Below are 12,902 nucleotides of genomic sequence, written 5' to 3' on the forward strand. Positions count from 1 at the left end.
GCCTGCCTTAGCCTTTGAGCTGATCGAGATCCTCGACATTGATCGTGTCGAGGCTGCGGAACAGGGTCACAAGAATAGCCAGACCAATTGCAGCTTCCGCCGCCGCAACTGTAAGCACGAAGAACACGAAAATCTGTCCGTGAACGTCACCGAGGTAATGCGAGAACGCGACAAAGTTCGTGTTCACCGCTAACAGCATCAGCTCAATCGCCATCAGGATGATGATGACGTTGCGCCGATTCAAAAAGATTCCGACGATCGAGATCGCAAAAAGGATCGCGCCGAGGACGAGGTAATGGGCCAGTGTCAGCATGGTTCGCTCCTTCGCGCTTAGCTCTTCGTTGCCGGTGCGGCCGGCGCGGCGCCCGCCGCGGGCGCAGCCCCGGCTTCGGCTTGCGCCGGTTCCGCGGGCTCCGGCACTTCCACGACGGCCTGCATCTTCACGAGGCGCACGCGGTCCTGACGACGCACGTTGACCTGCTTCGATACGTCCTGACGCTTCGAGTCCTTCGGCTCGCGCACCGTGAGCGCGATGGCCGCGACGATCGCCACCAGCAGCACGAGGCCGGCGACTTCGAAGGCGAAGATGTAGTCGGTGTAGATGATCTTGCCGATCAGGTGTGCGTTCGAGATCGCGGCGGCGGCAGCCGGCGTGGTATCGGGCACCGGCGCGCTCGTCGCGCCGAAGCCGTGCCACAGGATCAGCGCGGTTTCGACCACGATGATCGCGCCCACGATGGTCGCCACCGGGATGAAGCGCTTGAAGTCGCGGCTCAGCACGTCGATGTTGATGTCCAGCATCATCACCACGAACAGGAACAGCACCATCACCGCGCCCACGTAGACGAGCACCAGCAGGATCGCGAGGAATTCGGCCTCGAGCAGCATCCAGATCGCGGCCGCGTTGAAGAACGCGAGCACGAGGAAGAGCGCAGACGCGACAGGATTGCGCGAAGTGATCACCTTCAGCCCTGACAGCGTGAGCAGCAGCGCGAAGATGTAGAACAGGACGGTCGTGAATTCCATGATTACTGGTTCATCGTTGAGGCCTTCGTGAAGCGGATTGCGCGGCGCAGACTGGCGGCCAGACCAGTGAGCGTCGCGCCGCGGCGGTCAGGCTGCGGTATCGCGCGGGCGTTCGGCACACGCGTTCCCCACAGCCGGCCCGAACCGCGGGCCGATGCAGCGTCAAACTGAAAGATCAACGGTACGGTGCATCCGCTGCCTTGTTCGCCGCGATCTGCGCTTCATAGCGATCGCCAACGGCCAGCAGCATATCCTTCGTGAAATAGAGATCGCCGCGCTTCTCGCCGTGATACTCGAGAATGTGCGTTTCGACGATCGAGTCGACCGGGCAGCTCTCTTCGCAGAAACCGCAGAAGATGCACTTGGTCAGATCGATGTCGTAACGCGTCGTGCGGCGCGTGTTGTCCTCGCGCACTTCCGATTCGATCGTGATCGCGAGCGCGGGGCACACGGCCTCGCACAGCTTGCACGCGATGCAGCGCTCTTCGCCATTTTCATAGCGGCGCAGCGCGTGCAAACCCCGAAAACGCGGCGAGATAGGCGTCTTTTCTTCCGGGAACTGCACGGTGAACTTGCGCTTGAAGGTGTAACGACCCGTCAGCGCGAGCCCCTTGAGCAGCTCGGTCAGGAAAAACGTCTTGAAGAAGTTTTGGATAGCGTTCATGGTTGTGTTCGCCCCTTATTTCCAGATGCTCAACGGCGACATGTACCAGAAGCCGACCACGATCAGCCACACGATGCACACCGGAATGAACACCTTCCAGCCGAGACGCATGATCTGGTCATAGCGATAGCGCGGGAACGTCGCGCGGGCCCAGATGAAGACCGACAGCAGGCAGAAGACCTTCAGCACCAGCCAGAGCACGCCCGGGATGAAGTCGAGGAATGCGAACGGGGCGCTCCAGCCGCCGAGGAACAGCACCGAGGCGAGCGCCGAGATCACGATCATGTTGATGTACTCGGCGAGGAAGAACAGCGCGAACGCCATACCCGAGTAATCGATCATGTGACCCGCGACGATTTCCGACTCCCCTTCCACCACGTCGAACGGGTGGCGGTTCGTTTCGGCGATGCCCGAGATGAAGTAGACGACGAACATCGGCAGCAGCGGCAGCCAGTTCCACGAGAGGAACGTAATGCCCCAGTTTGCGAACATACCGCGCATCTGGCCTTCGACGATCACCGAGAGGTTCAGGCTGCCCGACACCATCAGTACGACGACGAGCGCGAAGCCCATCGAAATCTCGTATGAAACCATCTGCGCCGCGGCGCGCATGGCGCCGAGAAACGCGTACTTCGAGTTCGACGCCCAGCCCGCCAGAATTACGCCGTACACGCCGATCGACGAGATCGCCATCGCGTAGAGCAGGCCCGCGTTGATATCGCCGAGCACCGCGCCCGCCTGGAACGGAATCACCGCCCAGACCGCGAAGGCCGGCACCACCACCATGATCGGCGCGACCATGTAGATCCAGCGGCTTGCCTGCGCAGGCTGAATCACTTCCTTGAGCAGCAGCTTCAGCACGTCGGCGATCGGCTGCAAGAGACCTGCCGGGCCCACGCGGTTCGGGCCGAGACGCACGTGCATCCAGCCGATCAGCTTGCGCTCCCAGAGGATCAGGTACGCCACGCACAGCAGGATCACCACCGCGACGACGAGAATGCGCACCAGCGCCCAGACGGTGGGCCATGCCACGCCGAGCAGCTGGCTGCCGCCTGCATTGATCGTATCGAACAAGCTCATTTACGCCTTCTCCACCAGCAGTTCACCGAACAGGCTGCCGAGTTGCGCACCGGCCGGCGTCGCCGCCGACACACGCACGACTGTCGGCGCAAGATTCGCATCGCGCGTTGCAGGCGCCGTCACCGACAGCTCGCCCTGGCGCACGCGCACGGCGTCGCCTTCCTTCAGGCCGAGCTGGTCGAAGTATGCCGCCGGCAGGCCGATCGCGTTCGCCACGCGGGCAGCCATGGTGAGCTGCAGCGCTTCGCCGCGGCGCACGATTTGATCGGCGTGGTAGATCGGCACGTCGGCGATACGCTCGAAGCGGCCTTCCGCGGCCTTCGCGAGGCTGCCGCGTGCAATCGTGGCGCCGGCCTTGTTCGACAGACGGCCTTCGAAGCTGCCGTCGCCCATCGCCTTGCGGCGCACTTCTTCGGCGGTGTCGTATTCGAAACCCTTGGCGCCCAGCAGCGTGCCGAGCACGCGCAGGACCTTCCATGCCGGACGCGTGTCGCCGAGCGGGCGCACGACGCCGTTGAAGGTCTGCGACGTCCCTTCTGCGTTGATGAAGGTGCCCGACGTTTCCGTGTACGGCGCGATGGGCAGCAGTACGTCCGCGTAGTCGAGGCCCGTCTTGTACGGCGAGAACACGGCGACCATTTCGGCCTGCGCAAGCGCGGCGCGCGCGGCGGCCGGGTTGGCCGTATCGAATTCCGGCTCGACGTTCAGGAGCAGATAGCCCTTGCGCGGCTGCTCGAACGCTTCGCGTGCGTTCAGGCCGTCGCGGCCCGGCAGTGCGCCGGCGATATGCGCGCCGACCGTGTTGGCCGCTTCCGTGAGGAAGCCAAGCGTCGCGCCCGTCGTTTCGGCGATGAACTGCGCGGCGGCGTGCAGGCGCGAGAATTCCGGATGCTGGACCGCGGCGTTGCCGAGCAGCACGTAGCGGCGCTCGCCATTCGCAAGCGACGCGGCAACCTGCTTCGCGGCTTGCGTGGCCTGTGCGCCCGCGAAACCTTCCGGCACCGCAACGCCCTTCGCTTCAGCGACAGCCGCTGCGATCGAAGCGAGTTCGTCCAGCCATGCCGAGGGCGCGGCGACGATGCGCTGCGCGTTCGGGATCAGCGAGCCGTCAGCGGTGGCCTGCAGGAAGCTGACCTGTGCACCGCCCTTCGCTGCCTGGCGCAGACGCGCTGCGAACAGCGCGTGGTCGCGGCGCAGGAACGAACCGATCACGAATGCCGAGTCGGCATACGAGAGTTCGGCGATCTTCGTGCCGAGCCACGGCGCGCCTTCGAGCGGCGCCGAGAAGTCGCTCTGGCGCAGACGGAAGTCGACGTTCGGCGTGCCGATCGCGTCCGCGAACTGCTTCGCGAGATAGAGTTCTTCGAGGGTGCTGTGCGGGCTCGCGAGCAGCGCGAGCTGGTTCTCGCCATGCTCGTCGCAAATGCCCTTGATGCCCTTCACGACGTATTCGAGCGCGGTCTGCCAGTCGGTCTCGATCCACTCGCCGCCCTGCTTGATCATCGGGCGCGTGAGGCGGTCTTCGCTGTTCAGGCCTTCGTACGAGAAGCGGTCCTTGTCCGAGATCCAGCATTCGTTGATGGATTCGTTCTCGAACGGCAGCACGCGCATCACGCGGTTGTTCTTCACCTGCACGACGAGGTTCGCACCCGTTGCGTCGTGCGGGCTCACCGACTTGCGGCGCGACAGTTCCCACGTCCGCGCCGAGAAGCGGAACGGCTTGCTCGTGAGCGCGCCGACCGGGCACAGGTCGATCATGTTGCCCGAGAGTTCCGAGTCGACCGTCTTGCCGACGAACGAGGTGATTTCCGAATGCTCGCCGCGGCCGAGCATGCCGAGCTCCATCACGCCGGCGATTTCGTCGCCGAAGCGCACGCAGCGCGTGCAGTGAATGCAGCGCGACATCTCTTCCATCGAGATGAGCGGACCGACGTTCTTGTGGAACACCACGCGCTTTTCTTCGCTGTAGCGCGAGGCGGACTTGCCGTAACCGACGGCCAGATCCTGAAGCTGGCATTCGCCGCCCTGATCGCAGATCGGGCAGTCGAGCGGGTGGTTGATCAGCAGGAATTCCATCACGGCTTGCTGACCCTGCACGGCCTTGTCCGACATGGTGCGCACGACCATGCCTTGCGACACCGGCGTCGCGCATGCGGGCACGGCCTTCGGCATCTTCTCGACATCGACGAGACACATCCGGCAGTTGGCCGCGATGGAGAGCTTCTTGTGATAGCAGAAGTGCGGGATGTACGTGTCCACGCGCTGAGCAGCCTGGATCACCATGCTGCCCTCGGGCACCTGCACCTTCTTGCCGTCTATTTCAAGTTCAACCATGATGGTTAATCGTCCCTAACCTGTTACCGCTCAATTTCACAGCGGCATTCCCCGTCACTGCGCCGTTGCGTCGTTGCGTCGTGCTACGCGGTTCGCGCACAACATGCTGTCTCTTCGCCTGTCAGGCGGCCACCGTCTCCGAGGCCGCGTGCGAGCCGGCATGACCGCCGACCAGACAACGCTTGTTGTGCACGTGATATTCGAATTCGTCCCAGTAATGCTTGAGCATGCCGCGCACCGGCATGGCCGCCGCGTCGCCGAGCGCGCAGATCGTGCGGCCCATGATGTTGCCCGCCACCGAGTTCAGCAGATCCAGGTCTTCCTGGCGGCCTTCGCCGTGCTCGATACGGTTCACCACGCGATACAGCCAGCCCGTGCCTTCGCGGCACGGCGTGCACTGGCCGCACGACTCTTCGTAATAGAAGTACGAGAGGCGCAGCAGCGAGCGCACCATGCAGCGCGTTTCGTCCATGACGATGACGGCGCCCGAGCCGAGCATCGAGCCCTGCTTGGCGATGGAGTCATAGTCCATGTCCGTCTGCATCATCAGGTCGCCCGGAATGACCGGCGCCGACGAGCCGCCCGGAATCACGGCCTTCAGCTTCTTGCCGCCGCGCACGCCGCCGGCCAGTTCCATGAGCTTCGCGAACGGGGTGCCGAGCGGGATCTCGTAGTTGCCCGGACGCTCCACGTCGCCCGAGATCGAGAAGATCTTCGTGCCGCCGTTGTTCGGCTTGCCGAGTTCCATGTACGTCTGCGGACCGACGGTCAACAGGAACGGGACGGCTGCGAAGGTCTCGGTGTTGTTGATCGTGGTCGGCTTGCCGTACACGCCGAAGCTCGCCGGGAACGGCGGCTTGAAGCGCGGCTGGCCCTTCTTGCCTTCGAGCGACTCGAGCAGCGCGGTTTCCTCGCCGCAGATGTACGCGCCATAGCCATGGTGCGCGTGCAGCTGGAACGAGAAGTCCGTGCCGAGAATGTTGTCGCCGAGGTAGCCCGCCTGGCGCGCTTCTTCCAGCGCAGCCTCGAAGCGGCGGTATACCTCGAAAATCTCGCCGTGGATGTAGTTGTAGCCCACGGTGATGCCCATCGCGTACGCGCCGACGGCCATGCCTTCGATCACGCTATGCGGATTCCAGCGCAGGATGTCGCGGTCCTTGAACGTGCCAGGCTCGCCCTCGTCCGAGTTGCAGACGAGATACTTCTGCCCCGGGAACTGACGCGGCATGAAGCTCCACTTCAGGCCGGTCGGGAAGCCCGCGCCGCCGCGCCCGCGCAGACCGCTCGCCTTCACGTCGGCGATCACCTGCTCGGGCGGAATCTTTTCTTCGAGAATACGGCGCAGCTGTTTGTAGCCGCCGCGCGCGACATAGTCTTCGAGATGCCAGTTCTCGCCATTGAGGCCCGCGAGAATCAGCGGTTTGATGTGACGGTCGTGCAACGAAGTCATTTCGAAAGCTCCTCGAGCAGCTGGTCGATCTTCTCGCGGCTCATGAAGCTGCACATGCGGTGATTGTTCACGAGCATCACCGGTGCATCGCCGCACGCGCCCATGCATTCACCTTCTTTCAAGGTGAACTTGCCGTCGGGCGTGGTTTCGCCGAAGTCGATTCCGAGCTTCTGCTTCAGGTATTCGGCGGCGCTCTCCGAGCCGCCTTCCGGGCCGAGCTGGCACGGCAGATTCGTGCAGAGCGTGATCTTGTGCTTGCCGACCGGCGTGGTCTCGAACATCGTGTAGAACGTGGCCACTTCCTGGACCGCGACAGGCGGCATGCCGATGTAGTCGGCCACGAACTGCATGATTTCGGGAGACAGCCAGCCATGCTCTTCCTGAGCAACGGCCAAAGCCGCCATCACGGCGGACTGTCGTTGATCGGCGGGGTACTTCGTCAACGCGCGATCGATTTCTTTCAGGCCTTCAGCTGAGATCATTTTCAGACACGACTCTTTCAATTCCTACCGAACGAAAACCTGCCGCGCGTTCTCATACATTCGCTGCGGCAGACGTGGCGTTCCATGCTGCGTGCGCCCGGGACCGGGCGTACCTTACTGCGCGCCGCCCTAGCGGTCGATTTCACCGAACACGATGTCCTGCGTGCCGATGATCGTGACCGCGTCGGCAATCATGTGGCCGCGCGCCATTTCATCGAGCGCGGACAGGTGGGCATAGCCCGGCGCACGGATCTTCAGACGATACGGCTTGTTCGCGCCATCTGACACCAGGTAGATGCCGAATTCACCCTTCGGATGTTCGACGGCAGCGTACGCCTCGCCTTCGGGCACGTGGAAGCCTTCCGTGAAGAGCTTGAAGTGGTGAATCAGCTCTTCCATGTTCGACTTCATGTTCACGCGCGAGGGCGGCGCAACCTTGTGATTGTCGATCATCACGGGGCCCGGATTCTTGCGCAGCCACTCAATGCACTGTTTCGCAATGCGGGTGGACTGACGCATTTCCTCGACGCGCACGAGATAGCGGTCGTAGCAGTCGCCGTTCACGCCCACCGGAATGTCGAAGTCCATCTGGTCGTAGACTTCGTACGGCTGCTTCTTGCGCAGATCCCATTCGATGCCCGAACCGCGCAGCATCGCGCCCGTGAGACCAAGCTGCATGGCGCGCTCGGGGCTCACCACGCCGATGCCGACCAGACGCTGCTTCCAGATACGGTTGTCGGTGAGGAGCGTTTCGTACTCGTCGACGCAACCGGGGAAGCGCGTGAAGAAGTCGTCGATGAAGTCCAGCACCGAGCCCTGGCGCGCCTCGTTCATGCGGGCGAGCGCCTTCTCGTTGTGGATCTTCGACGCCTTGTATTGCGGCATTGCGTCAGGCAGATCGCGATACACGCCGCCCGGACGGTAGTAAGCCGCGTGCATGCGCGCGCCCGAGACCGCCTCGTAGACGTCCATCAGGTCTTCGCGCTCGCGGAACGCGTAGAGGAACACCGCCATCGCGCCGACGTCGAGCGCGTGCGAGCCGATCCACATGAGGTGGTTCAGCACGCGCGTGACTTCGTCGAACAGCACGCGGATGTACTTCGCGCGGATCGGCACGTCAATGCCGAGCAGCTTTTCGATGGCGAGCACATAGCCGTGCTCGTTGACCATCATCGACACGTAGTCGAGACGGTCCATGTACGGCACCGACTGAATGAACGTCTTGCTCTCGGCGAGCTTTTCGGTCGCGCGATGCAGCAGGCCGATGTGCGGATCGGCGCGCTGGATCACTTCGCCATCGAGCTCGAGCACGAGGCGCAGCACACCGTGCGCTGCCGGGTGCTGCGGGCCGAAGTTGAGCGTGTAGTTCTTGATCTCTGACATGCGACCCTCTTAGTGTTTCTTCAGACCGCCGTAGCGATCTTCGCGGATCACACGCGGCGTGATCTCGCGCGGCTCGATCGTGACGGGCTGGTAGACCACGCGCTTCTGCTCCGGGTCGTAACGCATTTCGACATAGCCCGAAACCGGGAAGTCCTTGCGGAACGGATGGCCGATGAAACCGTAGTCGGTCAGGATGCGGCGCAGGTCGGGGTGGCCTTCGAAGACGATGCCGAACAGGTCGAACGCCTCGCGCTCGTACCAGTTGGCCGAATTCCAGATCTCGACGAGCGAGGGCACGATAGGCACTTCGTCGTCCGGCGCGAACACGCGCAGGCGCACGCGCCAGTTGTTCGCGAGCGACAGCAGATGCGACACCGCGGCGAAGCGCGGGCCTTCCCAGGCGCCGTCGCCGAAGGTCTGGTAGTCGACACCGCACAGGTCGACCAGTTGCTCGAAGCGCAGCGAGGGATTGTCGCGCAGCTCCTTGGCCACCGCGAGGGACTCGCCCGCCTTGACGACCAGCGTCAGCTCGCCGAGCGCCTCGGTGAGGCTGACGATGCGCGCGCCGAGGGCCGCTTCGAGGTTCGCTTTCAGGGTCTCGAGTTTGCTTGCCATATTGTGGGGAGGCTCGCGGCCTTTATTGACGGGCGATGGTGCTGGTGCGGCGAATCTTCGCCTGCAACTGGATCACCCCGTAGACCAGGGCTTCCGCTGTCGGCGGGCATCCCGGCACATAGACGTCGACCGGCACGATGCGATCACAACCGCGCACGACCGAATACGAATAGTGGTAGTAGCCGCCGCCGTTGGCGCACGACCCCATCGAAATGACCCAGCGCGGCTCGGCCATCTGGTCGTAGACCTTGCGCAGCGCCGGCGCCATCTTGTTGCAGAGCGTGCCGGCGACGATCATGACGTCCGACTGACGCGGGCTCGGACGAAACACTACGCCGAAACGGTCAAGGTCATAACGGGCCGCGCCCGCGTGCATCATCTCGACCGCGCAACACGCCAGACCGAACGTCATCGGCCACAGCGAGCCAGTGCGCGTCCAGTTGATCAGCTTGTCAGCCGTAGTGGTGACAAACCCTTCCTTCAAGACCCCTTCGATACTCATGTGCTTTCCACTCCAGACGGACAGCCCACAGTTTCCCCGCAGTGCCGCCCATGCAATCCGGCGATTAACCCATTATTCCCAGTCGAGACCACCCTTCTTCCAGATGTAGGCAAAGCCCAGCAGGAATTCGAGCAGAAACAGCATCATCGACAGGAAGCCCGGCCAGCCGATGTCGCGCAGGGCCACACCCCACGGAAACAGGAACGCCGTTTCGAGGTCGAAGATGATGAAAAGGATGGCGACCAGGTAGTAGCGTACGTCGAACTTCATTCGGGCGTCTTCGAAGGCTTCGAAGCCGCACTCGTACGGCGAATTTTTTTCGCTGTCTGGCCGGTTGGGACCGAGGACCTTGCCGATTGTCACTAGCGCTATGCCCAGACCAACACCCACGAGGAGGAACAGAAGGACGGGGAAATAGGCAGCGAGGTTCAAGGCTATCCTCTATATCGGTTGGTTCTGAGGTTCCGCTGGAACTTGCATCGCTCCGCGGGAATCACTTCACGTACTTCGCGCTGCGAACAGAAGACGAACACGACGTAAGAAGCAAAAATGCCAGCCGAAGCTGAAGCAAGCGGCTGGCATTTTTTAGATAACATTGGTGCCGACGGCGAGACTCGAACTCGCACAGCTTTCGCCACTACCCCCTCAAGATAGCGTGTCTACCAATTTCACCACGTCGGCACTACATGCAATCCGGGACAACAAAATCTTGCAACCCGCGAATCGCTTCAAGACTTAAATTCTAACTTGTTTCCGTTCGTTGTTCAACGCACAAAACAGGTTTTTCGAACTTATTTCGGAACGTCGTTGCCGGGTTGCGAGGCTGCTGCAGCCGGCGAAGCCGCCGCCGGAGCGGATGCGCCAGGAGCAGGTGCAACCGGCGCCGAAGCAGCCGGCGCCGAGGCTACGACCGGGGCTGGAACCGAAGCGCCAAGCACGCCCGCCGAAGGCTTCGCATGATACGACCCCAGGTAAGTTAACGCAAGGGTGGAGCAGAAAAACACCGTTGCGAGAACTGCCGTAGTGCGCGAAAGGAAGTTCGCGGAACCGCTCGCGCCGAACAGGCTGCCCGACGCGCCGCTGCCGAATGCGGCGCCCATGTCCGCGCCTTTGCCGTGCTGCAGCAAGACGAGGCCGATCACCCCGAGCGCCGACAGAAGCTGGACGACGATAATCAACGTTTTCAAATACAGCATCACACTCACCTGAGTCCTGGTTGAACGTCCACCCCTCCCGGAGCAGACGCATAAGCAGCCCGCACGACGCGTTTTAGTTCGAATGCTTCGTGCGCAAGCCTTTAGCTCGCGATGCTGGCGCCCGCCGCAGCGGCCACGCAGATCGCGAGGAAATCACCCTCTTTCAGCGACGCACCGCCGATCAGGCCGCCGTCGATGTCGGCCTGACGGAATAGCTCCGCCGCATTTTCCGGCTTCACGCTGCCGCCGTAGAGCAGCGGCACGTCCGCGACTTGCGCGCCCTTGGCCGCGAGGCGGGCACGCAGGAACGCATGCACCTGCTGAGCCTGCTCCGAGCTCGCGCTCTTGCCCGTGCCGATCGCCCAGACCGGCTCGTAAGCGACGACGATACGCGCGGCCTCTTCGACCGACAGCGCGGCCAGCACGGCGTCGATCTGTGCGCCGACCACGCGCTCGGTCGCGCCCGACTCGCGTTCTTCGAGCGTTTCACCCACGCAGACGATGGGCGTGAGGCCCGCCGCAAGCGCGCGCTGCGCCTTCACAGCGACGCATTCGGAACTTTCGCCGTGGTAAGCGCGGCGTTCCGAGTGACCAACGATCGCAAACGTGGCCTCGAAGTCGGCAACCATGCCTGCCGCGACTTCGCCCGTATAGGCGCCCTGCTCGTGCGCCGAAACGTCCTGTGCGCCCCACTGAACCCGGCTGCCGCCGAGCAGTGCCTGCGCCTGCGCGAGATACGCGAACGGCACGCACACACCCACGTGCACGTCCTGGGGCAGCGCCTGCGCGCCGCGTGCAACGCCTTCCAGCAGTGCCGCATTGGCCGCGAGGCGGCCATGCATCTTCCAGTTACCGACTACGAGCTTCGATCGTTGTTTCGTCATTGTTCCGGTTGCGGTTAAAAGCGGACGCAAAACACATAATTTTACTGCGTGAAAACCAGACGGGTCAAACCGCCCCGCCCGGGATGCACAAAAAATACGCGAAAAAAATCCCGAAAAATCAAGCAGGAGCGGATCGCTCCTGCCGACGCGCGCTCACGCCGCGCTCCTCCAGTCGAGCATGATCTTGCCGATATGCTCGCTGCTTTCCATCAACGCATGGGCCTCAGCGGCCTGTGCGGCGGGAAATACGCGAAACACGACGGGTTTGATGCGACCCTCTTCGATGAGGGGCCAGACCTTCGCCTTGAGCTCCTGAGCGATCCGGGCCTTGAACTCGACGGATCGCGCACGCAGCGTCGAACCGGTCACCGTGAGCCGGCGGCGCAGGATCTCGCCCATGTTGAGTTCGGCCTTGGAGCCGCCGAGCGTCGCGATGAGCACGATGCGTCCGCCGGTCGCCAGCGCGGACAGCTCGCGCGCCACGTAGCCGCCGGCCACCATGTCGAGAATCACGTCCACGCCGCGGTCGTTCGTGAGCGCCTTCACGACCTCCACGAAATCGCTGGTGCGGTAGTTGATGGCGCGGTCGGCGCCGAGCGCTTCACAAGCGCGGCACTTGTCGTCCGAGCCCGCGGTGGCGAATATGCGAAAGCCGAGGGCATGCGCGATCTGGATCGCCGTCACGCCGATGCCGCTCGAGCCGCCCTGCACGAGCAGCGTCTCGTTCTCGCCGCCCTCGCCCTGGCCCAGGTAGGCGCGCTGGAATACGTTGCTCCAGACTGTGAAGAACGTTTCGGGCAGCGAAGCCGCCTCGACATCGGTGAGCCCCTGCGGCACCGGCAGGCATTGCCCGAGCGGCGCGACCGCATATTCGGCGTAACCGCCGCCCGCGATCAGCGCGCACACGCGATCACCGATCTTCAGGCCGAACGGATTGGTCTTCTCGTCGATCGAGCCACCGACGATCTCGCCCGCCACCTCGAGTCCCGGCAGATCGGAAATGCCCGGCGGCGGTGCATACGAGCCCTTGCGCTGGAACACGTCGGGACGGTTCACGCCCGAGGCGCTCACCTTGATCAGCACTTCGCCGGCCTTCGGCTCGGGAGTTGGCCGTTCCGCCAGCTTGAGCACGTCCGGCGCACCGAATTCCGTAATCTCGACTGCCTTCATCTCGCGTCTCCTCAGCGCTTCGCGCCCCGTCTGGATGGCGCTGCGCACGCGACAGGATTGACGCATGCGCACTGCCATTCACCCTCATTGTCATAAAAAACGGCCGGCGCGTTTTG

14 protein-coding genes and 1 tRNA gene are annotated in these 12,902 nt (G+C 63.2%); all 15 read right to left on the bottom strand.

Annotated features, from left to right (window positions below; all coding sequences use genetic code 11):
* Positions 1 to 7: 7 nt before the first annotated feature.
* The 15 genes from nuoK to BFD71_RS15815 all read right to left on the bottom strand — a co-directional run bounded on the left by nuoK (position 8) and on the right by BFD71_RS15815 (position 12,786).
* Positions 8 to 313: an NADH-quinone oxidoreductase subunit NuoK gene (gene nuoK, locus BFD71_RS15745; RefSeq protein WP_006052894.1), complete on the bottom strand. Its 306-nt coding sequence runs from the start codon at positions 311 to 313 to the stop codon at positions 8 to 10.
* A gap of 17 nt (positions 314 to 330) precedes the next feature.
* The gene (locus BFD71_RS15750) at positions 331 to 1,026 is read right to left on the bottom strand and encodes an NADH-quinone oxidoreductase subunit J (RefSeq protein WP_069265274.1); all 696 of its coding nucleotides are present in this window, start codon (positions 1,024 to 1,026) and stop codon (positions 331 to 333) included.
* Between the two features lie 175 nt (positions 1,027 to 1,201).
* Positions 1,202 to 1,690, bottom strand: coding sequence for an NADH-quinone oxidoreductase subunit NuoI (nuoI, locus tag BFD71_RS15755; RefSeq protein WP_069265275.1), 489 nt, complete (start codon positions 1,688 to 1,690; stop codon positions 1,202 to 1,204).
* A 15-nt stretch (positions 1,691 to 1,705) separates the two neighbouring features.
* Positions 1,706 to 2,770, bottom strand: a complete 1,065-nt coding sequence (gene nuoH / locus BFD71_RS15760) for an NADH-quinone oxidoreductase subunit NuoH (RefSeq protein ID WP_069265276.1) — start codon at positions 2,768 to 2,770, stop codon at positions 1,706 to 1,708.
* Positions 2,771 to 5,104 carry an NADH-quinone oxidoreductase subunit NuoG gene (gene nuoG, locus BFD71_RS15765; protein ID WP_069265277.1) on the bottom strand — a complete coding sequence of 778 codons (2,334 nt, stop codon included), beginning with the start codon at positions 5,102 to 5,104 and terminating at the stop codon, positions 2,771 to 2,773. It abuts the gene before it with no gap.
* Between the two features lie 121 nt (positions 5,105 to 5,225).
* Positions 5,226 to 6,554, bottom strand: a complete 1,329-nt coding sequence (gene nuoF, locus BFD71_RS15770; protein ID WP_069265278.1) for an NADH-quinone oxidoreductase subunit NuoF — start codon at positions 6,552 to 6,554, stop codon at positions 5,226 to 5,228.
* A complete protein-coding gene (nuoE, locus tag BFD71_RS15775; RefSeq protein WP_069265279.1) occupies positions 6,551 to 7,036 on the bottom strand; it encodes an NADH-quinone oxidoreductase subunit NuoE in 486 nt (161 codons plus the stop codon). The genes nuoF and nuoE overlap by 4 nt, the downstream gene beginning before the upstream one ends.
* A 129-nt stretch (positions 7,037 to 7,165) precedes the next feature.
* Positions 7,166 to 8,419, bottom strand: a complete 1,254-nt coding sequence (locus BFD71_RS15780; protein ID WP_069265280.1) for an NADH-quinone oxidoreductase subunit D — start codon at positions 8,417 to 8,419, stop codon at positions 7,166 to 7,168.
* A gap of 9 nt (positions 8,420 to 8,428) precedes the next feature.
* Positions 8,429 to 9,034, bottom strand: a complete 606-nt coding sequence (locus BFD71_RS15785; RefSeq protein ID WP_069265281.1) for an NADH-quinone oxidoreductase subunit C — start codon at positions 9,032 to 9,034, stop codon at positions 8,429 to 8,431.
* 22 nt (positions 9,035 to 9,056) lie between these two features.
* Positions 9,057 to 9,536 carry a NuoB/complex I 20 kDa subunit family protein gene (locus BFD71_RS15790; protein WP_027819582.1) on the bottom strand — a complete coding sequence of 160 codons (480 nt, stop codon included), beginning with the start codon at positions 9,534 to 9,536 and terminating at the stop codon, positions 9,057 to 9,059.
* A 72-nt stretch (positions 9,537 to 9,608) separates the two neighbouring features.
* Positions 9,609 to 9,968, bottom strand: a complete 360-nt coding sequence (locus BFD71_RS15795; protein WP_028205678.1) for an NADH-quinone oxidoreductase subunit A — start codon at positions 9,966 to 9,968, stop codon at positions 9,609 to 9,611.
* Positions 9,969 to 10,132: 164 nt separating this feature from the next.
* Positions 10,133 to 10,217 (bottom strand) — tRNA-Leu (locus tag BFD71_RS15800).
* A 110-nt stretch (positions 10,218 to 10,327) separates the two neighbouring features.
* Entirely contained in the window at positions 10,328 to 10,732 is a 405-nt protein-coding gene (gene secG / locus BFD71_RS15805; protein ID WP_069265282.1) for a preprotein translocase subunit SecG, read from the bottom strand.
* 101 nt (positions 10,733 to 10,833) lie between these two features.
* On the bottom strand, positions 10,834 to 11,616 hold the full coding sequence (gene tpiA / locus BFD71_RS15810) for a triose-phosphate isomerase (protein WP_069265283.1): 783 nt from the start codon (positions 11,614 to 11,616) through the stop codon (positions 10,834 to 10,836).
* 153 nt (positions 11,617 to 11,769) lie between these two features.
* Complete coding sequence (locus BFD71_RS15815; protein ID WP_069265489.1) at positions 11,770 to 12,786, bottom strand: NAD(P)H-quinone oxidoreductase; 1,017 nt, start codon at positions 12,784 to 12,786, stop codon at positions 11,770 to 11,772.
* Between the last annotated feature and the right edge of the window lie 116 nt (positions 12,787 to 12,902).

The organism is Paraburkholderia nodosa (assembly GCF_001718195.1).
GTDB lineage: Bacteria > Pseudomonadota > Gammaproteobacteria > Burkholderiales > Burkholderiaceae > Paraburkholderia > Paraburkholderia nodosa_A.